The 21313-nt window shown below is 59.7% G+C and carries 19 protein-coding genes; 9 read left to right on the plus strand and 10 right to left on the minus strand.

The window, feature by feature from the left end; translation table 11 throughout:
* Window positions 1–66 precede the first annotated feature (66 nt).
* Both N645_RS0114620 and N645_RS0114625 read left to right on the plus strand, forming a co-directional pair.
* Complete coding sequence (locus tag N645_RS0114620) at window positions 67–1050, plus strand: amidoligase family protein (protein WP_024462259.1); 984 nt, start codon at window positions 67–69, stop codon at window positions 1048–1050.
* Window positions 1035–1712, plus strand: a complete 678-nt coding sequence (locus N645_RS0114625; protein WP_024462260.1) for a gamma-glutamyl-gamma-aminobutyrate hydrolase family protein — start codon at window positions 1035–1037, stop codon at window positions 1710–1712. Before N645_RS0114620 ends, N645_RS0114625 begins: the two co-directional genes overlap by 16 nt.
* Before the next feature lie 42 nt (window positions 1713–1754).
* Here the strand turns inward: N645_RS0114625 and N645_RS0114630 are convergent, their stop codons facing one another.
* The 3 genes from N645_RS0114630 to N645_RS0114640 form a co-directional block, all read right to left on the minus strand.
* A complete protein-coding gene (locus N645_RS0114630) occupies window positions 1755–2321 on the minus strand; it encodes a porin family protein (protein WP_024462261.1) in 567 nt (188 codons plus the stop codon).
* 73 nt (window positions 2322–2394) lie between these two features.
* The gene (locus N645_RS0114635; protein ID WP_024462262.1) at window positions 2395–3012 is read right to left on the minus strand and encodes a BON domain-containing protein; all 618 of its coding nucleotides are present in this window, start codon (window positions 3010–3012) and stop codon (window positions 2395–2397) included.
* Window positions 3013–3089: 77 nt separating this feature from the next.
* Complete coding sequence (locus tag N645_RS0114640; protein WP_024462263.1) at window positions 3090–3359, minus strand: hypothetical protein; 270 nt, start codon at window positions 3357–3359, stop codon at window positions 3090–3092.
* Window positions 3360–3700: 341 nt separating this feature from the next.
* Here N645_RS0114640 and N645_RS0114645 point away from each other — a divergent pair, with 341 nt between their 5' ends.
* The 6 genes from N645_RS0114645 to N645_RS0114670 all read left to right on the plus strand — a co-directional run bounded on the left by N645_RS0114645 (window position 3701) and on the right by N645_RS0114670 (window position 10399).
* On the plus strand, window positions 3701–5194 hold the full coding sequence (locus N645_RS0114645; protein WP_024462264.1) for a cell wall metabolism sensor histidine kinase WalK: 1494 nt from the start codon (window positions 3701–3703) through the stop codon (window positions 5192–5194).
* Window positions 5191–5712, plus strand: a complete 522-nt coding sequence (locus N645_RS0114650) for a hypothetical protein (RefSeq protein ID WP_024462265.1) — start codon at window positions 5191–5193, stop codon at window positions 5710–5712. The genes N645_RS0114645 and N645_RS0114650 overlap by 4 nt, the downstream gene beginning before the upstream one ends.
* Window positions 5709–7073 carry a sigma 54-interacting transcriptional regulator gene (locus N645_RS0114655; RefSeq protein WP_024462266.1) on the plus strand — a complete coding sequence of 455 codons (1365 nt, stop codon included), beginning with the start codon at window positions 5709–5711 and terminating at the stop codon, window positions 7071–7073. The genes N645_RS0114650 and N645_RS0114655 overlap by 4 nt, the downstream gene beginning before the upstream one ends.
* Window positions 7074–7196: 123 nt before the next feature.
* The gene (mnmH, locus tag N645_RS0114660) at window positions 7197–8327 is read left to right on the plus strand and encodes a tRNA 2-selenouridine(34) synthase MnmH (RefSeq protein ID WP_024462267.1); all 1131 of its coding nucleotides are present in this window, start codon (window positions 7197–7199) and stop codon (window positions 8325–8327) included.
* Between the two features lie 60 nt (window positions 8328–8387).
* Window positions 8388–9911, plus strand: coding sequence for a cryptochrome/photolyase family protein (locus tag N645_RS0114665; RefSeq protein WP_024462268.1), 1524 nt, complete (start codon window positions 8388–8390; stop codon window positions 9909–9911).
* A gap of 101 nt (window positions 9912–10012) precedes the next feature.
* Window positions 10013–10399, plus strand: a complete 387-nt coding sequence (locus tag N645_RS0114670) for a DUF6746 family protein (RefSeq protein ID WP_024462269.1) — start codon at window positions 10013–10015, stop codon at window positions 10397–10399.
* A 104-nt stretch (window positions 10400–10503) separates the two neighbouring features.
* On the opposite strand, the gene N645_RS17220 is transcribed toward N645_RS0114670, so the two are convergent.
* From N645_RS17220 to N645_RS0114705, 7 genes are all read right to left on the minus strand, one after another.
* Window positions 10504–11202: a PEP-CTERM sorting domain-containing protein gene (locus N645_RS17220; RefSeq protein WP_081666210.1), complete on the minus strand. Its 699-nt coding sequence runs from the start codon at window positions 11200–11202 to the stop codon at window positions 10504–10506.
* Between the two features lie 209 nt (window positions 11203–11411).
* On the minus strand, window positions 11412–12299 hold the full coding sequence (hflK, locus tag N645_RS0114680; protein ID WP_024462271.1) for an FtsH protease activity modulator HflK: 888 nt from the start codon (window positions 12297–12299) through the stop codon (window positions 11412–11414).
* The gene (gene hflC, locus N645_RS0114685; protein ID WP_024462272.1) at window positions 12296–13186 is read right to left on the minus strand and encodes a protease modulator HflC; all 891 of its coding nucleotides are present in this window, start codon (window positions 13184–13186) and stop codon (window positions 12296–12298) included. Before hflC ends, hflK begins: the two co-directional genes overlap by 4 nt.
* 4 nt (window positions 13187–13190) lie before the next feature.
* Window positions 13191–14873, minus strand: a complete 1683-nt coding sequence (locus tag N645_RS0114690; protein WP_024462273.1) for a protease modulator HflK family protein — start codon at window positions 14871–14873, stop codon at window positions 13191–13193.
* 7 nt (window positions 14874–14880) lie between these two features.
* Window positions 14881–16563, minus strand: a complete 1683-nt coding sequence (locus N645_RS0114695) for a hypothetical protein (protein ID WP_036161463.1) — start codon at window positions 16561–16563, stop codon at window positions 14881–14883.
* Window positions 16564–16708: 145 nt separating this feature from the next.
* On the minus strand, window positions 16709–18715 hold the full coding sequence (locus N645_RS0114700; protein WP_051174473.1) for an alkaline phosphatase PhoX: 2007 nt from the start codon (window positions 18713–18715) through the stop codon (window positions 16709–16711).
* A gap of 199 nt (window positions 18716–18914) precedes the next feature.
* Window positions 18915–20153: a bifunctional alpha/beta hydrolase/OsmC family protein gene (locus tag N645_RS0114705; RefSeq protein WP_024462276.1), complete on the minus strand. Its 1239-nt coding sequence runs from the start codon at window positions 20151–20153 to the stop codon at window positions 18915–18917.
* A 110-nt stretch (window positions 20154–20263) separates the two neighbouring features.
* Here N645_RS0114705 and pbpG point away from each other — a divergent pair, with 110 nt between their 5' ends.
* The gene (gene pbpG / locus N645_RS17225; RefSeq protein ID WP_051174474.1) at window positions 20264–21223 is read left to right on the plus strand and encodes a D-alanyl-D-alanine endopeptidase; all 960 of its coding nucleotides are present in this window, start codon (window positions 20264–20266) and stop codon (window positions 21221–21223) included.
* Window positions 21224–21313: the final 90 nt, after the last annotated feature.

The raw sequence follows: 21313 nt of genomic DNA on the forward strand, positions 1-21313 counted from the left end.
TCTGTGTCATGCTATTGGGTAAAGGGTTTTAGACGACTATCGCAATACTCAGGAGGTATCCAGACCGTGGGACTACGACTGCCCGCCAGAGCCGAAAATGCCCAGGGCGAGCCTCGCCGTATTGGGGTCGAGCTGGAAATGAATGGTCTGACGCTGGATCAGCTCAGTGAGCTGGTGGCGGATTACCTGTCTCTGACCGTCAAGCCGAATGGGCGCTATGAACGGGTGCTCAGTGGTGATCCGGCCGGGGACTGGGGTGTGGAACTGGATTTCCGCCTGCTCAAGGAGCTTGGGCGGGAAGAGCGCGACCGGGGCACCTTCTCTGGTGAGCTCGGAGATTCAGCCGAAGAGGTTCTGAAGTGGTTGGCCGACTCGTTGGTGCCGATGGAGCTGGTCAGCCCGCCGCTGCCCATGACCCGGCTTGATGAGGTGGAGGAAATCATCCGGCGCTTGCGCGCGGCCGGTGCCAAGGGGACCTCGGATCGTCTGGTCAACGCCTTCGGTATGCAGTTGAACCCGGAAGTGCCCGACGAAAAAACCGGGACGATTACCGCTTATCTCAAAGCGTTTTCCTGTCTGTACGACTGGCTTTATGCGCGGGCGGACATCAACCTGTCCCGACAGGTCACTCACTATATTGATCCCTATCCCACGGATTATCGACGCCTGTTGGCCAGAGCGGATTACTGGCCTGATCAGAGTCAGTTGATCGATGACTATCTCGCGCACAATCCCTCGCGAAATCGCGCGTTGGACATGTTGCCGCTGTTTGCTCACCTGGATGAACCCCGCGTGCGGCAGCAGTTGGACGACCCCTTGATCAAGTCGCGCCCGGCGTTTCACTACCGCTTGCCGGATTGTGAAATCCATCGCCCGGATTGGAGCTTGGCGCTGGCTTGGAATGACTGGCTGGAAGTGGAAGCTCTGGCGGCGGATGCGCCACGCCTGGCGGACTGTTGCCGGGCGTACCATGAGTTTCTGGCCGATCCGCTGGATCGTTGGTTTGGTGATTGGGTTCAGCAGGTGGAGGATCGATGGTTGCTCCGCTAGTGGCGGTGACCGGGCCACAGCGAGGTGCGTTCGGCCCCCGTTTTCTGGTCGCTCAAGTGCTGCGTCTGTATGGCGCCCGCCCGATACAGGTGCGTCCCAGTGATGTCGACGCACTGCCGGACTTTGATGCGGTGGTGGTGACCGGCGGACACGACGTGCAACCGGTTTTGTACGGTGCGGAACCCGAGGTTCATCCCAAGTATGATCCCGAACGGGATGAGCTGGAAAAGCGGGTCATTCACAAGGCTCTGGCGGAACACCGTCCGCTGTTGGGGATTTGCCGGGGGGCGCAGCTACTGAACGTGTGCCTCGGCGGTACACTGGTGCAGGATCTTCGTCTGCATCGGCGCAAAACCTCGCATCGACGTACCATTCTGCCTCTGAAAACGCTGGACGTCGTGCCGGGAACGCTCTTGCTGAAACTACTGGGGCAGGGGTCCCAGCGAATCAATAGCCTGCACAATCAGGCCATCGATCGTTTGGGGCGGGGGTTACATATCGCCGGGCGGGACCACGATGGTATCGTGCAGGCGGTTGAGGATCCCGCTTACGGTTATTTACTGGGCGTTCAATGGCACCCGGAATTTCTGTTGTACCGCCGTTCGCAGCGGCACCTGTTTCGCGCTTTGATTGCGAGCATAAAAAAGCCGGCCCTGGGGTGAGGCCGGCAAACTGTGCAAACGCACGTGGGTGGAGCGAAGTAATCAGAAGCGCAGGCGCAGGCCAACCTTGACGGTGTCGAGGTCGGTGTCCTCAACGTTCGGTAGTTCCTCAAGGCGCGTATCGATTTCGTAGCGGCTGTACTCGACGATCATGTTCAGGTTCTGCGCCAAGCGGAAATCCATGCCCGCTGCGTAGAAGGGATCGTCACCGTCGGTATCACCTGAACCCACGGGGGTGTCGATATCCGCTTCCCAGAAAAACTGCCCGCCTTTGGCATACAGGCCCCAGCTGTCGGACAGCGGCAGGCGCCCGATCACCGCCATGCCGTAGCCTTCGGCGTCTGCGGTCGCCAGGTCGTTGCCGTACTCTCCGAAATAGGTCGCGCTGGCTTCCAGGCCCACATAGGGGTTGAAAAAGCCCCCGAAGCTCAATTCAAAAAAATCCTTTTCATCATCAAATTCTCCGCCACGGGCCTTGAAGCCACCGTAGCTGCCACCGACGTAGACATGGGCCGCGTTCTCGTTGTGGGAGACGCTGTCCTGTGCCAGAGCGGCGCCGGAGGTCAGCGCCAGTGCGCCTGCGATACCGTACATGATTGACTGTTTCATAGGATCATTCCTCTTTGGTTGTGATTGACAAAGCATGTCAGTGAACATTGAAACGGTCCGGTGAGTCCGGAATTCATTCCTCTTTCGGTGTCACATTCAGGGTGCTCTCGACCGAGCGCACCCCCTGCGTATTCAGCGTCGTGTAATACGCCAGTTCCTGCTGATCCCGGTGATCAACCTCCCCGCTCAGGGTGACGTGCCCCTGCTGTGTGTCGACCTCGATGCGGGCGCCGGGCAGGTTGATATTGGCCAGCAGCCGGGTTTTGACCTTGGCCAGGAGCGCGCTGTCAGACTGTTGCTCGCCCCAGGCCGGCGATGAGTGGTGGTCCTCAGTCAAACGGGGGTTCACTTGAAGCTGATTGCTCACCGTGTCGATTCCGTCAATACTCATCGCAAGTTCCTGTGCAAGATCCCGCTGCACGTGTGACTCCACTTCGCCAACGAGTGTGGCGCGATTTTCCCGAACCTCTACCTGAATCGTGGAAGCATCCAGGGACGGGTGGAACAGGTAAACGCCTTCAATCTGGCCGCGCTGTCGTTGCTCTACCAGATGCGCTTCCTGTGCAGCCTTGGTCGGGGGCTGTTGTTCTTCACTGCTGGCCTGTTGAGTCAGCAGCGTCATGGTGGCAGCCGTCAGGCTGATGCCAATAATCCAGTAGCTGTAACGTCCCAGACGGGCTAGCGGTGTCATTGTGTGCTCCCCAACGGTTCGGAAATTTCAGTAAAGTGACCGGAGCGGCGCGGAGCCGCTCCGGTTCGGCATGGCAATTACTGCCAGCCGCTTCCACTGCCCTGTCCTTCGTATTCGGACTGGGTTACTTCGCCATCTCCGTCGCTGTCCATGGATTCAAAGCGGCGGTCACTGATGCCGCTGTTTTTGGCTTCGTCCTTGTCGATGCTGCCGTCACCGTTCTGGTCGATCACCGAGAACGCGGAGTCGGCGCCGCTTCCCTGAGTCTGAGTGTCATCCTGAGCCACTGCGCTCAGGGTTCCCAAAGACAGAAGTGCGGTGGTTGCAATCACAGATACAATTTTCATAATTCACCTCATCATTCCTGTTGGTGTGTGTTACCAGCTATTGACGCGCCGGTACCGAAGCATGTCAGGCAAGGGTACCAAGTCTTTTTTGCCTGACGCCGAGGTGTATTGCCAAGGTCGTGCCACCTTTCAAAAAATATTTATTTTCAATCACTTAGCTAAATTGCTGCCCGTTTGGTGGAACTTTTCCACCAATACAGTGTTGCTAAAGTGCGACGGAGTTTTGGTTTATTGGACGCGAAGCCCGCTATGATCGGTAAGCGAGGGTGTTTCTTATTGGCAACAGTGCGCCTGCGTTCTGAACGGTTCGGGTGGCCGCCATCGCTATGAGGAAAAATTTCATGCCGCACCGAAGAGGTCTGTCACTGTCTCAGCAATGGTTATTGATTGCCGTGGTGACATTGGTGCCGATGCTGGCGTTGGTGGCCTACGCGTCCTGGTCGTTTTATCAGCAGATGCACACCCAGCGCCTGCTGGTGGATCACTCCGACGCCCTGGTCAGCCGGCAGTCGGGGTTGAATGCCGAGGTACGTGATCTGGAACGCTTTGCCCGGCAGTACCGCCTGCTGCGTGACGTGACGTTTCTTGAACCCTACCAACAGAAGCGTGATGAACTTCTGACCGAATTGGAGCAACTGACCCAGTGGTTTGAGAGCGGTAGCTCGCGGCGCATTGAACGTGTTGCCAAACCGCAACAGAGCGTGGTTTACGACGCGCTTGTCGCGCTTGAAAATACGCTGCATGCACTGAATGATGAAGCGATTGAATCCTGGCAGGACGAAGAATTTACCGAGCAACTTGCCGTTCTCTCCCAGCGTCGCTCCGCGCTCGATGAGGCCGTCAGTGAATATGTTGCGGTGCTCAGTGATCGTAACGAAGCGGCGCTTCAGCAGATTTTATGGCGCTTGTCTCTGTTGGGAATGATCAGCCTTCCGGTGACATTGACGCTCATGGCACTGGGGTTCTGGCAGATGATTCGCCCGCTGCGCCGATTGTCCTCGGCGATCCGTCATTTGGGTCACCGCGATTGGGAAACCCCCATCCGGGTCACCGGCCCCCGGGACTTGCAGGCGCTGGGCGAGCGACTGGAATGGTTGCGGGGCCAGTTGCTGGCGGTCGAGCAGCAAAAGCAGATATTTTTGCGCCATGTGTCGCACGAACTGAAGACGCCATTGTCCGCGATCGTTGAGGCGGGGTCCTTACTGCAGGATGAAGTGCCTGGGCCGATCAATGCTCGCCAACAGAATGTTTTGCGAATTCTGCTTGAGAATTCACAAAATTTGCAGGAACTTATTCAGCAGTTATTGAACTACAACGTCATAACCCACAATGTCACGGTAGAGGATCGAACCGTGGCCATGGAACCGCTGTGTGCGCGAATTACCCAGCGCCTCGATCAACAGAACCTGCGTCATCGGGTGACCTGGGATTACCAGGGCAGCCCCGGGAGCCTGAACGGCGACACTCACCTGCTGGAAATGATATTGACCAACTTACTGTCCAATGCCTATCACTATTCATCCGATGGCGGCGTCGTGTGCGTGCGCTGGGGAGTTGACCAGAGTGGCGCCTGGTTGTCCGTCGCCGATCAGGGGCCGGGTATTCACCCGAACGATCAGGACAAAATATTTCAGCCGTTTGTGCAGGGACGTGTCCGTCGGCACGGATCGGTACACGGTAGCGGAGTGGGGCTGGCGATTGTCAAAGAGTCAGTGGCCCGGCTCGGAGGCAGCATTGAGCTGACGTCGGCCCCGGGGGAGGGCAGCTGTTTTCTGCTTCGCTATCCGGTGTCAGAGGCGTCCCGGGCATTACCGACCAGCGAGGCATCGACATGATGAAGCTTCGGTTGGTATGCCTGTTGTTGCTGATCACTGGATGCGTTCATTGGGAGGGCCGCGCGGCCGACTCCGCGGTGCGCCCTCAGCCGGTACCTCCGCCGCAGGCGCCGGCTAAAGAAGTCACCAGCCACCATACGTTTCACAATCTGGAAGCCCTGGTAACCTTCCGTCATCAGGCCTGCCAACTGCCGGTGGAAGAGCGGGATCAACTGCTCAACGCCTATCGCGAAATGACGTCGGATGAAGCGGTATTGGGTTCGCTTATGCTGGCGACCTGCGCGCCGGATCAGACGCCGGGCCTGTTGGCCAACTCGTTGGTCGCCGCCCGGAGTATCGAGCGTCCGCCGCCCGGTTTTCCAGCATTCCTGGAGCTGTTGGCCGCCGAGGCGAAGTCTTATGCGTTGCTGGAAAGACGGCTGAAAAACACCCAGAAAAAACTCGACGATATGATTGACGGTATTCGAGCCATTGAGGCGGAAATGGGTGAGTCGACGGATGAGGAATCGCTGCGATGAGTGAAGCCCGAACAACCGCGACGGAGCCACCACTGATTTTATTGGTGGACGATGACCCGGACATTCTCCAGCTCCTGAGTATGCGACTGAATGCCTCCGGCTACCGGGTGGCGACCGCGAGCTCGGGTGAGGAGGCGCTGGCCAGCCTGGATCGCGAACAGGCCGCTGCGGTGATTACCGATCTGCGCATGGAGCCGATGGATGGCATGGCCCTGTTTGCGCACATACAGCAGAACTGGCCCAACGTGCCGGTTATCATGCTCACGGCGCACGGTTCCATTCGCGAAGCGGTTGAGGCAACCCAGCAGGGTCTGTTCTCTTTTCTGACCAAGCCGATCGATAATCGGGAGTTGCGCCAGGTGCTGGATCAGGCGCTTGAGCTGGGCGGGTTGGGGGCGGCCCCCAAAGCGGGCTGGTCCGATGCCATCGTTACCCGCAGTGAGCTGATGTTCAAGCGCCTGGAGCAGGCTCGCCGGCTGGCGCGCAGTGACATCAATGTACTGATCGGCGGTGAGAGCGGAACCGGTAAGGAGCTGCTGGCCCAGGCGGTCCATAACGCCAGCGCCCGGGCGGAGCAGCCCTTTATCGCCGTCAATTGCGGAGCCATTCCGGCGGACCTGTTGGAGTCCGAGCTGTTTGGTCACGTCAAAGGGGCGTTCACCGGTGCGACCCATAATCGGGATGGTCTCTTTCTGGCGGCCGATGGCGGCACCCTGTTCCTGGACGAGATTGGCGATATGCCCCTGAACCTGCAGGTCAAACTGCTGCGCGTGTTACAGGAGCGCAAGGTTCGGCCTCTGGGGTCATCGGCCGATCAGCCGGTGGATGTCCGGATCATTTCCGCAACCCACCGGGATCTGGAGCAGGCCATCGCCGCCCAGGACTTCCGGGAAGATCTGTATTACCGGCTGAACGTTGCCCAGTTGGCGCTCCCGCCGCTGCGCGAGCGCAAGGAAGATATTCCCTTGCTGGCCCGCTCTTTCCTCGATGATATTGCCCAGCGTACCGGCGACGCGGTGCGCCAGCTGTCGCCCGGTGGGCAGCGGATGTTACTGCAGTTCGATTGGCCCGGTAATATCCGCCAGTTACGCAATGTCATTGAACAGTTGGTGGCGTTATCACCAGCACCACTGATCGCCGAGTCGCTGATTGCGGAGGTATTGCCCGAGCAGGCGTCGCCGGCGCTGGTGCCCCTTAAAGAGGCCAAGCGGCAGTTTGAGCGGGATTATGTGGTACGCATACTGCGAATGACCGGTGGCAACATTACTGAGGCGGCGCGGCTGGCGGGGCGAAACCGCTCGGATTTCCATAAAATCATGAAACGCCATGAGCTCGACAGCGAGCGCTTTCGGTCGGCCTAGCAACTGTCGCTGCCCACGTCTTGGTCACACGTTTTTGTCGCACGTTTTGTCGCACATAGTCACTATCGGCCAGAGCCCGTATAATCTCCGCGACTGAATGTTGCCTCACACAGCGGAGCCCACATGGCCGATCGCCCCCAGGATATTGATGACTACCTAGCGCTCTTCCTATCGGACACGCCGATGATCGATACCCGTGCCCCGGTGGAGTTTGCCAAGGGGGCGTTTCCCGCCGCGGTCAATCTGCCGCTGATGCTCGATGACGAACGGGCCCGGGTGGGCACCTGCTACAAGGAGCAGGGCCAGGATGCGGCCATTGAGCTGGGTCATCAGCTGGTGCAGGGTGATATCAAAGCCGAGCGGGTGCAGGCCTGGTTGGATTTTGCCCGCGCGAACCCCGACGGCGTGCTGTACTGTTTCAGGGGCGGCTTGCGTTCACAGATCTGTCAGCAGTGGCTGCGCGAAGCCGGCTGCGACTACCCTCGGGTCACCGGCGGCTACAAAGCACTGCGCTGGTTTCTGATTGATCAGATGGAGCGAATCTGTCGGGAACACCCCCTGATCGTATTGGCCGGGCGCACCGGTGTGGCAAAGACCGACCTGCTGGTCCAGTTGCCCCAGAGCGTTGACCTGGAAGGGCGAGCCAATCACCGCGGCAGCGCCTTCGGACGTCGGGTGGGCGGCCAGCCCAGCCAGATCGATTTTGAAAATGCCGTGGCCATTGATCTGCTGCGCTGCCACCACCGAGCGCCGGATACGCCGATTCTGGTGGAGGATGAAAGCCATCTGATCGGTCGCTGCGTATTACCCATGCCACTGAAGGAGGCCATGGAGCGCGCCCCGTTGGCTCTATTGGAGGTGTCGCTGGAGGAGCGGGTTGAGCACACCTACACCAACTATATCCTGCGCAAGCTGGCGGAGTGGTCCGAAGATCAGGGCGAGGAAGCCGGTTTTGAGCGCTTTGCGGAGGACCTGCGGGTGTCCCTCGGGCGCATTCGCAAGCGTCTCGGCGGCGTGCGCTACGAGGAAATGGTGCACCTTCTGGAGCAGTCCCTGAGCGCGCACCGCCGGGGTGATCCGCAGTTGCATCGGGTCTGGATTCGCCGCCTGCTGGAGGATTACTACGACCCCATGTACCGCTACCAATTGAGTAAAAAGTCCGATCGCATCGTGGTCCGCGGTGGCCCCGAGGAAGTCTTCGCCTACCTGGCTGAGCACTACGGCATCGAACGCCGGCCCGACGCCCCGCGATGATCTGAATCGGCCTCGGGCGCGTTCTTAACCGGACCCCTTACCGGAAAGGTTCGAACGCCCATGACTCAGGTCAGACTGATTCTCGGAGATCAACTCAACGCCTCCCACTCCTGGTTCCAGTCGCCGGATGACGACGTGCTGTTTGTCATGGCCGAGCTGCCCCAGGAAACGGCCTACGTGGTGCACCACCGCCAGAAAGTACTCGCGTTTTTTGCCGCCATGCGGCGGTTCGCCTCGGCGCTGGAGCGGGCGGGCCACCGGGTGCGCTATTTCACCCTGGATGACAGTGCCGCCTGCGCCGACCTGCCCGAGTTACTTCGCCGTGTATTGAACGAGACGTCGGCGGAGGCGTTCGCCTACCAGTGGCCGGATGAATACCGACTCGATCAACAGCTGGCCGACTTTGCTCGCACGCTGGACCTGCCGGTGAGTGTCGTAGACACGGAGCACTTTCTGACCGCGCGGGATGCCTGGGAGCACTACTCGACCCATCGCATGGAGTATTTCTATCGGGCTCTGCGCCGTGAATATCGGGTGCTGCTGGACGATGACGGCAAGCCCCTGGGCGGGCAGTGGAACTTCGATGCCGATAACCGTGCCCGACTGCCGCGCGACGCCGCGCTGCCGGAGCCACTGGTGTTTGCCACCGATGTCACCGACATTGATCAGATGCTCGATCGTCACGAGGTGCAGACTCTGGGGGTGGCGGACCCGAGTGCGTTACTCTGGCCGGTAAACCGGGCCCAGAGCCGGGAGCTGTTGCAGTATTTTCTGACGCATTTACTACCGGCCTTCGGCCGCTACCAGGATGCCATGACGCCGGATGGGTGGAGCCTGTACCACAGCCGTCTGTCGTTCAGCCTGAACACCAAGATGCTGCATCCACTCGAGGTGATTCGCGCCGCCGAAGCCCACTGGCAGGCGAACCAGGCGCAGATCACGCTGGCGCAGGTGGAAGGCTTCATCCGGCAGATACTCGGCTGGCGAGAGTATGTGCGGGCCCTGTACTGGCACCATATGCCGGACTATCGCCAGCGCAACCACCTGTCCGCACAGCGCCCGCTACCGGACTACTATTGGACTGGAAAAACCGACATGGCCTGCATGGCTCACGCGATCGGGCAGTCCCTGGAGTACGCCTACGCGCATCACATTCAACGCCTGATGGTCACCGGAAACTTTGCGCTGCTCGCCGGTGTTCACCCGGATGCGCTGGATTACTGGTACCTCGGCATCTATATCGATGCCATCGAATGGGTGGAATTGCCCAATACCCGGGGTATGAGCCAGTACGCCGATGGCGGCCTGATGGGCAGCAAGCCCTACGCCGCCTCTGGTCAGTACATCAATAAGATGAGCCATTACTGCAAAACGTGCGCTTACGATGTGAAAGCGAAAACCGGGGAGGGGAGCTGCCCGTTCAACAGTCTCTATTGGCACTTCCTGAGCCGTCACCGGGACCGCCTGGGGGATAACCCGCGGATGAAGCTGGTGTATGCCAACTGGGATCGCCAGGCGCCGGCCCAGCGCAAGGACGTGTTGGCGACCGCCGAGGCCTACCTTGCCCGGCTGAATACCCTCTAAAGGGGACTTGTGAGGCGGGGCCAATCGTGGGATTATATGGAAACAATTCTCATTTATATTGGGCGATTGAGGCCCACCTGTAACGCGACGAGGAGTTGCCAATGAAACTGACCCGAGCCCTATGCTACCTGCCACTGTGTGCCCTGCTGTCCTGGCCGGCCCTGGCCGATGACCCGGTGGACCACTACGCGGGCAAGCCCTCGGAGACGCTTGAAGAGGCGGTCAAAAACTTTACCGAAGGCAATGCCCGTCTGCGCGAGCTGCTGTCCGGCGAGGTGAGCAATCAGGACATGGCGGATATTCACGAGCTGAGCTACACCATTGAGAATGCCGTGGCCACGCTGCGCCGGGAAATGAACGTGTTAGCGGTGGTGCTGGAGGATGTGCATCTGGCCTCTGAATCGTTCAATCAGGATACCGTCAGTGCCAGTGGCCGGGCGTATCTGGGTATGGCGGATACTTTGGAGACTTTGGGTAACGCGGACTGACCGTCGACAGAATCCGAGCCATAAAAAACCGGCCCTGTCCCTGGCCGGTTTTTTTATGGTAAGCGGTCAGCACCGGTGAGGCGCCGACCGCGTGTCAGGTCCTGTTAACGCACCCGACGGCGGGCCCGGAACAGTGCAAGCAGGCCGGTCATCAGCAGCAACAGGGACGCCGGCTCTGGCACGCTGGCGGTGGTTACCGTCAGCAGGTTTTGCGAGCTGTCGGACACAAGATAATGGAAGTCGTACTTTCCGGTATCCAGGTTAGTGTCGTTGAGCGAGCTCAACCAATTCTGAGCGGTAGCTCGTGCGCCAGCGAAGTAATCGGACTTGAAGGCACTGGTGGTCAGGTCGTAGGCACTGCTTGGCCATTCGTTGACGATTTCCCACAAGGCCAACTGAAACGCTGCGCTATTGCCTTTGTTGGCTTGGGCATCGTCGTAATAGTTGGAAAACAGGCGATCGATGTGCAGTCCCGCCGTACCGAAATCCAGTGGGTTCAGGCCGCTGGTTACCGTGTACTGGGTGGCGGTGGTTTTCAGCGTCGTGCCGATTTCCACACAGAACGCACTGAGGCCGTCATCCCACTCGGCGATGCCGCTGGTGTTGTTACTGGTGGAGAAATCGAACTCACCCGCGTAGACGTTCGGTGTGCCGTAAGACGAGTAAATACGGCCCGTCGGCGCGCCTTCAGCGGCTAGGTTGTTGTCGTATTTCAGAGTAATGGAAGCCGCTTGGGAGGCGACTGACGCGAGAGTCAGTAAGCCGGCGGCCATTGCCAGACGCATTAAGTGGATCATTTTCATAGCAGTTCCCGTGCACTTGTAGGTTTGAGTCTGCCCAGCGCTGATGTCGAAATCCTTCAGGCTGGTGAATTACAGTCTTACGTTAAGCAGAAAGTACGCCAGAAACTATAAGTTCAATTAAATCAACAGGTTATAAAATTTTGGGGCGATGGTAAATGGAGCGGACCGTGATTCCTGTCAAGTTCTTCGACTCCAGCGTTGGTTCCTTCTCAAGGGGTCAAAACCGTAACCTGCATTTCTCCGAGCAGCGCTTCGAGGTGTTCCAGGTAGAGACGCTGGCGCGACAGGGCCGGCGCTTCCTGGTGGGCCTGCCAGTTGGCGATAAAGCGCTCCTGGTATCCTCGGGCGCGCTCGAGGTTCTCGGTAGCCTGGGCCTGGGCGTTCGCCCGGAGCGCGCTGATGTCGCTGCGAGCCCTGGCCAATTGGGTGTTGCGCTCACCGGCGCTTTCCTGAATCAATTTCTGTTTCTCGGAGCGCGCTCGGGCCACGTCGTCGAAGGCGGCCTTGATCGAGGGGGGCGGCTCCAGGCGGCGCAGCTGTACCGAGGTCACCCTGAGTCCAAGCGCCAGGGATTCGACGCTGCGCTGCAGGTCGAGAGTCAGCTGGTTCTGCAGTCGCGTGCGTCCCACAGTCAGTAGCGGGTCAATGGCGTGGGCGCCGACATAGGCAATAGTATGAGCCCGGGTGAGTTGTTCGAGTAACGCTTCCGGCGCTTCGGCGCTGTCCAGATAGCGTCCGGGGGAGCCGATGGTGTATTGCACCAACAGTGCCAGGTCCACCAGATCTTCGTCGCCGGTGGTCAGTTCCGGTTGCAGTTGGGATGGCGCCGAGGCGGAAAAATCCAGCTCTAGGGTTCTCAGGGTCGTCGCCGGCACCGTGCGCACGGACTCCACCGGCCAGGGCCAATGGTAGTGCATGCCGGGAAGCACCTGGTCGTCCACCAGTTTTCCAAACCGCAAAATGACGCCACGCTCTTCGGTGCCCACCGAATAAAACCCGCTGAGCACATACAGTGCAGGTAAGAGCACCGCCAGGCCCGTGATCAGTAGTGGACGAATTTGTTGGAAAATATGGCGGATATCCTCGTGCAGGGTCACGGCTGGTCGAACTCCGGTGGGTTGAACAGTAAGTCGAACAGCGGGGACTCCGCCGAGAGTACCAGTCGGGTGTCCTCGCCCAGAATCTGGTTGTAGGCTTCCAGGGTGCGTATGAAGCGATAGTAATCGGCGTTGGTCTGATAAGCGTCGGCATACCGTCGGGCTGCCTCGGCTTCGCTCTGCCCGATCAGGGCCTGGGCTTCGCGCTGTGCCTGGGCGCGCATCTGCCGGACTTCCCGCTCGGTTTCCGCGCGCAGCGTGGCGGCCTGCTCCTGCCCCTCGGCCCGATACTGACGGGCAATGCGATCGCGCTCGGATTCCATACGCTTGTAAATGGCCAGCAGGTTCTGCTTGGGGAAGCCGAACCGGTTGGGGCGTACGGTCACCACCTCGATGCCCAGCTCCCGCTCGGCAATGCGATTGGCGGAGCGGCTGATCTGCTCGAACATCTCATTGAGCTGAAAGTCCTGCTCGTTGAGGGTAAAAATCTGGGTGATCGGCCGGGCCGCCAGGGCCGCGCCGATTTCCGAACTGGCCAGGGTGCTCAGGCGCTGCTCGGCGGTGTCCATGCTGCGCAGGCTGGTCAGGAATTGGCCGGGATCGACAATGCGCCAGACCACAAAGGCACTGACCACCAGGTTGCGCCGGTCCAGAGTGACCAGCTCCGTGGGCTCAAGCGATAACAGCTGTTGGCGTTTATCAAAAAACACCGCGGTTTCAATCGGGTCCGGCCACTTGAAGGCCAACCCCGCCTGATGAATGGCCCGGGTGGGTTTACCGAATTGCGTGACCATGGCCATGTGCGTTTCCGGGACCACCAGGGCCGAGCTGATGCCCAGATAGCCCAGCAGAATGACCGCGGCGAGTGTCCAGAGCAGTTTTTTCACAGCGTTATTTCCTGTCGTCAGTCCCCAGTAAACTCTGGGGCCCCCAGAGTCTGATGTCATCGGTGTCCAGGGCCGGGTCGGTCAACCACAGGCGACGGTCCTTGAGGGTGTCGGTGGTGTACTGCAATTGCTGCTCGAAACCGACCGCGTTGCTGTTCTCGCGGTACACCTCGGCCAGCGACAAGAAGCGTTCCACGGCGCCCTCGGCCTGCAGAATCCGTTCGTTGGCTTCCGCGCTCACCCGGGCTTTTTGTTGGGTGCGTTCGGCCTGGGCCATGAGGAGGTCGTGAATCTGTTGCGCCTCGGCACGGGTCTGGTACTGGCGCTTTTCCTGCTCGGCATTGAGCAGATCGCGGTAGGCGCGCACCGCTACCGCCGGTGGCTGGGCCACCAACACCTGGGCGTCCACAACCTGGATGCCGATGCCAAGCGCCCGCAGTTGCCGTTGGGTCTGAGTGGCAACCCGTTGGGCAAAATCGTGCTGGCCATGACTTAACAATTCAAAAAACAGGTGCCCGGCGGTTTCCTTCCACAGGGCCGCCTCGGTGGTGCGGGTGATCAATGTCGGCAAGTCCTGGACCCGCAGGGTCATCTGTGCCGGGTTTTCAATGCGGTAATGCAATGCGAATTGCAGGTCGATGAGATTCTCGTCTTGCGTGACCAGATAGTCGGTCACATCTTCATGAGCCTGCGGCGTTTTGATTTCCCGCCACAGCGCCCCTTGACGGTCCTCTTGAGGCAAGGTGTGGCGGCTGCCAACCTGGGCGGTATAGACCAGGCCATGGTCGACCTGTTTGAGTTGATCTACCGGCCAGGGCAGCGTCAGGTGCAGCCCCGGTGGCAGGCCGGTGTTCACCGGCGCGCCAAAGCGGCTGTGAATGCCGGCGTATCCAGCGGGAATGGTGTGGACGCCTGTGCTCAGCCAGAGCGCCGGCAGAGCCGCAATCGGCAGCCAGCGGAATTGATACAGGATGCGAGCCAGCCGTCGCCCCAGTCGGGCAAGGGGCTTGCTGAACGAGCGCCGGGCCAGCCATTCCAGGGCCGGCTCCAGCAGGGAAATGGGATCCAGCTCCTGCCGGTAGCGAAGCCCCTGGATGCCTGAGATCAGCAGCTCAATCCCGGCCACGGCAATCAGCAGGGCAATGATCAACGCGACCGGCTCGTCGATATTTATGCCGACCAACAGACCCACCAGCGAGGCCAGTACGGCAAGGGTGGTGAACAGGTCGATTTTGCTGTGATAACCATCGGCTTCCAGTGCCGGTGAATCGGTTTCCTGGCCCACGTAGGTTTTCAGTCTGGCCATGAAGTGCACCAGGGCGAGAATCACCAGCACACCGAGAATGCCCGCCCAGAGGAAGCGCACATCCTCGGCGCTTCGGGCGTTCAGTTCCAGCAGAATTTCCACCGGAATGTACAGAATCAAGAGGGCGACCGCGATGGCCAAGAGCGATTCGAGCATCCGCGCCTTCTGTCCCGCCTGTGCGCCTTTGCGTTCCTGACGAAAGCGGATGATCAGACTGACTAAAAGCACCAGTGACACCACCAGATCGGTGCCCGAATGATAGGCGTCGGCGAGCAGCGCCGCGCTGCCGGTGAGCAGCGCCAGCCCTACCTTGGCGCCGGTCAGTAAAAGGTCCGCCCCGATTGCGATCAGGGAGGTGCGTATGCGTCGATCACTGAGCATCACGATATCATTCCTGCCAGGACCAGTAGTCTTCGGTGGCGGTGTCTGGCCAGGCGAGGCGAATGTCCCACTGATGCCGGTGTTCGGGCTCCAGGGGTGGGGTGCTCGGGTCGACGCTCTGGAAGACATTGGTGGCCGGTTTGATGGTCGCGTCCCGGCCAAAAATATAACTCTGCTCTTCCACGATGGCCCGGTAGGCCTTGTTGAGCGCCAGGGCCCGTTCCCGCGATGGTGTGATCAGCTCATACAGGTTGCGTACCGAGGTGACTTTCTCACGGTTGACCCGTCCGTCCGGGTGGAACCAGCGCTCGAGCATTTCCTCGTTCTGCCGGAACTCATCACCGCCACCCACACGCTCCAGGTACTGCAGAAATTCCCCTTCGTACTCGCCCAGGCTGGGCGTATCCTGTTGGGTGGTCAGGTCGATATAACCCCAGCCGTCTGTCCCAGCGACCTTGCGCGGAAACGCGAAGGTGTGGTCTATGGAGGTGCCGACACTTTTGTGACACCCCATGCAGAAAAACTGTTCTTCGTGATGCTGTTTGCGCAGGGTACCTTGAGCGTCTTCAATAAAGCCCCAGAGCCGCCAACCGAATTTGTTGTTCATGCCCCGGTCGGCGTGGTCCGCCACCCCAGGCAAATTGCCAAAGTGTTTTTCCTTGGCTTCCATATAGTAGCTGCTGGCCAAACTGGTGGCGGGACGGAACCGGTCTTTCACCATGTAGCGTACTTCCTTCATACGCGGTGCGTTATAAATGCGACCGCTATCGTCCACTCCGAGGTAGCGCACGGTGTGCAAAAAGGCCGTCCCCTCCGGGTACAGCATGTGGGTCAGAGGTACTTCACTGGCATCACCCAGGTAAAACGGACGGTACCGGATACGGTGGCTGGCAACACTGAGCACGCCATCGCCGTCGAGGTCGATATCCAGCGCCGCTTCGTTCAGTGGCGGCGTGTCCAGTTCCTGTGTGCCGGTAACGGCCATTTCCAGCAGGCTGAGGTTGGCGAAGTACACATCCCGGGAAAACTGCCCGTCGATTTCAGAAAAAGCCTCCGGTAGGCGGATCATGACATCGTCGGTGGAGCCGTTGGTGGGCCAGAAGGTGCTAGGCAGGGGCTTGTAGTTGAAGGCAACCCAGCGGGAACCATCCTTGGCCAGCCCTTGCTCATCAAAGGCGTCTGCACCTCGGTGGAGGTTCTCAATGATGGCTTCCTCGCCGGACCACTGATCCGAGCGCATCCACTGGGCTAAATCGGTGTAGTTGTCCTGGTGAACGTACTCAATGATTGCTTCATCGGAGACTTGCTCGATGTAGGGGCGTCGGTCCTTGAACAGATTCTGCCAGTGATTGCGTTCGCCAAATTCAGAAAAGGCGTAGCTGCCCTGAAGAAAACCGTCGTGCATCTGGTTAGGGCGGCGGTCGCCATAGGTCTGATGGCAGGTGTAGCAGGGGTTATGTCGTCCGTCGGTTTTGGTGTAGCACTGGGACGGAATGGGGGCTTCGCGGTTGTAGGCTTCCCCCGAGCGCAGATAGTCCTGCGCATTGACGCCACCTTGTTGTACCGCATCGGCGGCAAACTCGATTGTGTTCGTTTCGGCTGGTGCGCGATCGTTGGCTGTGTGCGAATCGCAACCGACGAGCAACGTCAGGCTGCTTACCAAGATCAAGCTGAGAAAGCGTTTTATCATTGAGTCACGGCTCCCGTTTTTTTACGTGGCGTATGGTACCCCCGGGAGTGTGAACGGTTTGTTACAGTGCATAAAAAAGGGGGTGCGAAAATCGCACCCCCTTTGAGCCGACCGCGACAACGGGTCGGATCGTTATTGCTGTGTTTTAGTTATTGATCTTGGGGTCATACATCCACAGGGTGTTGTTGGTCTGGAAGCCGTCTTCACCCAGCAGAATGCGGCCATCGTCCAGAACCACAACGTTATCGGGCTGAGACAACGCGTTGACATCACAGCGCTCCGCGCCGTCGGCGGTTGAGCGGTAGGTCGAGCCCATCACAACCGGTTCAATGCGATCGACATCATAGCCGGGCAGCAGACGCATACGATAGACACCACCGCAGTCTTTGACGCGCGCTGAAAGGCGAATATCACCCTCGTCGTCCACCATGCCGTTGTCCATATCGGCAATGGCAAAATAGACGTAGGCGTCTTCCACGACTTCATCCGGAATCAGGTCGGTGCCTTCCACGGCTTCTTCCGCCCGTTTTGGGTTGACCATGATGCCTTCAAACTTCTGCCACTCGGCAGTCGCGCCTTTGGCACGCGCTGCTTTGCGAGACTCCAGGAACGCGATGCGATCGTCCATGACCTCGCCCGCCGTCACCAGGCCACCGAAGGTGTTGGCGTCGGTGTAACCGGCATCGATTGCCGGCTGATAAGCGGTATCGTAGCTCGGGAAGTTGGTGTCACCGTTGGCCCAGGCAATGGCGTCGGCATCGCTCAGGTAGCTGCTCTTGCCTTCCACGTAGTCGTCGCTGCCAATGCTATCGTACTCGGCGATCCAGGTTTCGATCTCGGTGTTGTTGCCGTTGGCAAGAGGAATCCACTCGATATCGAAGCCGGTGGTCAGTGGTTCGCTGCTGCCGGCGTCCTGAGTCAGCTTGGCGGCGAACAGGGTGCCCGCGCTCAGGTCACCCGGCTGGTCGGCCACGAACTTGAAGAACACGCCGCGGGAGTTGTCCTGGGACAGGTACACCGTGCGCTCATCGGGCATTACCACAGAGTTTTCGTGTTCATAACGTCCCATGGTGTAATGTTTAACCGGCGTCGGGTTGGCGCTGGTTGGCTCAGTGAGCTCCACGATGTAGTGGTAGCGGTAGGTGTTCGGGAATTGCGCCGCGTCGTTGGCGGTATTGACTGACGAGTCGATGTAGCGGGCCAGCGCGGTTTGCGATGAACCTTCACCAGCGCGCTCGGGGTTGTTCCAGCGGTGGGTGTTGTCGCCTTCGTTACCCCACTCTTCGGAGGTCAGCGGCGTGCCCCAGGGAGACATGGAACCGAAACAGTTGGCGATGGTGCCCCAGTCGCCAAAGTCGAGCATCATCACATCAGTATTGTCCACCGACCAATGGCCGCTGTTGGCATCCTTGTTCAGCTTGATACGGCTCATACCACCGGGAATGGATTCCCAGTTGGTGAACAGGTAGCCTTCATTGGCGCCGGTGGGCAAATAGCCGTTGAAGTCTGGGGTGTCGCTTTGCACCGCGATGGTATTGCCGTCGGTTGCCATGACATAGCCCAGGCCCTCGGCCAGCGCGCCGCCAAAGCTGTCACCGGTTTGTCCGAGCACCTGATATTCACCGTAGGCGGTCTGAACGGTTTCTTGTTCCTGTTGCGTCCGGGGCACAGGTGAGGAGATCAGATTGCGCGGCAATTGGTGCACATTCACTCCGCGCAAGACACCCACGGTACCGGTATGAAAGGTATTGCCGTCAGCATCTTGAGCGGTGTTGCTACCGCTGGGGTGTTGAACATTGAAGAACAGATCGCCGTCTTCGGTCACGTAGGCACCGGTCACTTCCGCGCCGAGTGGCACGGTCGCCAGACGAGTCAAACCGGGTGTCATCAGACCGGCGCCAATGCCGTCTTCACCGTCAGCACCGTCTTGCCCGTCGACGCCATCCTGACCATTCTGGCCATCAGCTCCGGCCTGACCGTCGGTACCGTCCTGTCCATCAACGCCGTTCTGTCCATCGACACCAGCTTCGCCCTGCGGACCTTGCGCACCGGCTGGGCCCTGCTCACCGTCATCGCCGCTGCAGGCGGCGAGGGTAGAGGTCATGGCTATCAGCGCCAACAATTGTCCTTTTTTACTCAGCTTGAACATCATTGTGTTACTCCCGTTATTTGTGGGGTTATCTTCGAATTTGGAGCCCGCAGGCTTTCAGCGTGGAAAGCGTGCTCTGGCGGACGCGATAACGTTAAACGGGAAATATGACGGTTGGCGGGAATAAAAATGACAGAAGGGTGAAGTTTTGATGAATTGTGATTAAACGGGGCCCCGGTCCGTCTGGACCGGGGGGTTACCGCTATTGGTCAAGGGCGATGTTGATGGTGCGAATACGGATTTCTCCCTTCAGGGTTTTGTGCACCGGGCACTTGTCGGCAATGTCCAGCATTCGCTGGTGCTGCTCTTGACTTAACGAACCGGTATAGCTGAGTTCCCGGTGAATCTCGCTGACCATGCCGTCTTTGGTTTCGCAGTCCCGGCAGTCTTCGGCGTGGACGCGTTCGTGCCGGAGGCGAACTTCGAGGTTTTCCACCGGTAATTTTTTATGATTGATATACATGCGGAGGGTCATGGAGGTGCAGGCCCCCAGGGACATCAACAGGAAGTCGTAAGGGTTGGGGCCCTGATTGCTGCCGCCCTTGTCTTTCGGTTCGTCGGCCTGCCATTGGTGGTCAGCGGTGTACAGCCCGCGCAGGAAGTGCGCGTCCTGCTCGGTAATTAACACTTCGCCGGCCTCGACGCTGGGGCGGTCGTGACTCTGCGCCTGGACCGGTTCGAGTTTCAGGTAACGGCTGGCCCAGGCGGCCAGCGTGAGCGCGACGTAGTCGGCATCGCTCTGATCGCTGAGCAGGTGGTCGGCGTCTTCCAGGGAAACGAAGCTTTTGGGGTGCTTGGCGGCCTGGAAAATTTTCGCCGCCTCATCCACGTTGACCACCTGATCCACCGGGGAGTGGAAAATCAGCAGCGGCTTGCGCAGAGCGCCGACGGTTTCTTCCAGTGGCCAGTTGTCCAGGTCTTCCAGCAGCTCGGCGCCGAGCTCAAAGGTGCGCCCGGCGATGGTCACGGGCGCGCGGCCCTCCTGACGGATGTCGCAGGCCTGATCGGCGAACAGGTGCTCCACGTGCTTGGGGGACGCCGGGGCGGCGATGGTGACCACCGCCTGTACCGACTTCAGCCTTCGGGCCACCGCCAGAACCGCGGCGCCGCCCAGGCTGTGGCCGATCAGCAGGGCCGGGGCCTGGTGCTCTTCGGCGAGAAACTTTGCCGCCGCCTCGAGGTCCGACACATTGCTCGAAAAGGTGGTGTTGGCGAAGTCGCCCTCGCTACTGCCCAGGCCGGTGAAGTCAAAGCGCAGTACCGCGATGCCCTGGTCGGCCAGGGTACGGGCGATGCGGGTAGCGGCGATCACATCCTTGCCACAGGTAAAACAGTGGGCGAACAGGGCGAAGGCCTTGGGGCTGCCGCTGTCGGGCAGTTCCAGAGCGCCGGCCAGGCTGTGGCCATCGGCGTTGGTGAATTCAACTTTCTGGCGTGGCATGGAACCTCCATTCTGGGATTGAGTGCTCGGCGCGATGGCCAAACTTACGTTAGAATACCTTAATATAAACCCCGGTTACGAGAACCCACGAAAAGAGAACCTTCCGATTCATGACCCTAATCAATAAAGTCAGATCGTCGTCAATCGCACGTTTCCTGCTCCGGGGGGCGCTACTGACCTTGCCCCTGGCCCCGGTGACCCTGGCCGAGGAGGCCCCGGACCCCGAGCGGTTGACGTTGGCCTCGGTCAGTGCGGCGGTGGCCCCTATCGGTGCCGAAACCCCGTTCTACACCAAACGCGCCGACTGGAGCATGCCGATCGCCTCGGTCACCAAGCTGATGACCGGGCTGGTGGTCCTGGAGTCCGGCGCGTCTCTGGATGAGTGGTTGACGGTCGAGGAGCGGCATTTCCCACCGGCGGCCAACGCCTTCTCCCGCCTGCGTCCCGAATCTGAAGCCCAGCGCGGCGATCTGTTGCGTATTGCCCTGATGTCCTCGGAAAACTATGCCGCCTATCTGTTGGCCCGCCATCACCCCGAGGGCTATGACGCCTTCATTGAGGCGATGAACGAGAAGGCCCGCTCCCTTGGCATGACCCGCACCCGCTTTGTCGACTCCTCGGGCCTGTCGGATGACAACGTCTCCAGTGCGGGCGATCTGCTGAAGCTGGTGCAGGCCGCCTACGGGAACGAAACCCTTCGAGAGCTCAGTGCCGACGGGCGCCACAGTGTGCGCTTTCGCAAGCCAGGCTATACCCTGCACTTTGGTAATACCAACCCGCTGGTGCACAGCGGTCGATGGGATGTGGACCTGACCAAAACCGGTTACCTGACCGAGGCCGGGCGCTGTCTGGTCATGGTGACGGAAATGAATGGTGAGCCGACGGCGGTGGTTCTGCTGAACTCCTTCGGTACCCGCACCCCGTTGGGCGATGCCGGTCGGATCCGTCGGTGGATCGAAAACGGCACCACCAGTACCGTGGCCCAGGCGGCGCTGCGCTACGAGCAGGAAACCGCCGAACGCCTGAGTGGGCAGCAAGTGGCGGAAAGCGGCGCCGCGCCAACGCGCTGATCTGCACCGGTGTCCTCCCCGTGCCAGTGCTCGAAGCCACCGTCCGGTGGCTTTTTTGTTTGTCTGGCTATTTGGCGTCACAGTTTTTAT

It is taken from the genome of Marinimicrobium sp. LS-A18 (genome assembly GCF_000463525.1).
Lineage (GTDB): Bacteria > Pseudomonadota > Gammaproteobacteria > Pseudomonadales > Cellvibrionaceae > Marinimicrobium > Marinimicrobium koreense.

Bases quoted from the DNA above. Each gene is read 5' to 3' on its own strand.
- N645_RS0114690 (WP_024462273.1), bottom strand. From the start codon at position 14,873: ATGCTCAGTGATCGACGCATACGCACCTCCCTGATCGCAATCGGGGCG.
- N645_RS0114670 (WP_024462269.1), top strand. From the start codon at position 10,013: ATGAAACTGACCCGAGCCCTATGCTACCTGCCACTGTGTGCCCTGCTG.
- N645_RS0114635 (WP_024462262.1), bottom strand. From the start codon at position 3,012: ATGACACCGCTAGCCCGTCTGGGACGTTACAGCTACTGGATTATTGGC.
- N645_RS0114625 (WP_024462260.1), top strand. From the start codon at position 1,035: ATGGTTGCTCCGCTAGTGGCGGTGACCGGGCCACAGCGAGGTGCGTTC.
- pbpG (WP_051174474.1), top strand. From the start codon at position 20,264: ATGACCCTAATCAATAAAGTCAGATCGTCGTCAATCGCACGTTTCCTG.
- N645_RS0114705 (WP_024462276.1), bottom strand. From the start codon at position 20,153: ATGCCACGCCAGAAAGTTGAATTCACCAACGCCGATGGCCACAGCCTG.
- N645_RS0114645 (WP_024462264.1), top strand. From the start codon at position 3,701: ATGCCGCACCGAAGAGGTCTGTCACTGTCTCAGCAATGGTTATTGATT.
- N645_RS0114665 (WP_024462268.1), top strand. From the start codon at position 8,388: ATGACTCAGGTCAGACTGATTCTCGGAGATCAACTCAACGCCTCCCAC.
- mnmH (WP_024462267.1), top strand. From the start codon at position 7,197: ATGGCCGATCGCCCCCAGGATATTGATGACTACCTAGCGCTCTTCCTA.
- N645_RS0114695 (WP_036161463.1), bottom strand. From the start codon at position 16,563: ATGATAAAACGCTTTCTCAGCTTGATCTTGGTAAGCAGCCTGACGTTG.
- N645_RS17220 (WP_081666210.1), bottom strand. From the start codon at position 11,202: ATGAAAATGATCCACTTAATGCGTCTGGCAATGGCCGCCGGCTTACTG.
- N645_RS0114630 (WP_024462261.1), bottom strand. From the start codon at position 2,321: ATGAAACAGTCAATCATGTACGGTATCGCAGGCGCACTGGCGCTGACC.
- N645_RS0114655 (WP_024462266.1), top strand. From the start codon at position 5,709: ATGAGTGAAGCCCGAACAACCGCGACGGAGCCACCACTGATTTTATTG.
- N645_RS0114700 (WP_051174473.1), bottom strand. From the start codon at position 18,715: ATGATGTTCAAGCTGAGTAAAAAAGGACAATTGTTGGCGCTGATAGCC.
- N645_RS0114640 (WP_024462263.1), bottom strand. From the start codon at position 3,359: ATGAAAATTGTATCTGTGATTGCAACCACCGCACTTCTGTCTTTGGGA.
- N645_RS0114650 (WP_024462265.1), top strand. From the start codon at position 5,191: ATGATGAAGCTTCGGTTGGTATGCCTGTTGTTGCTGATCACTGGATGC.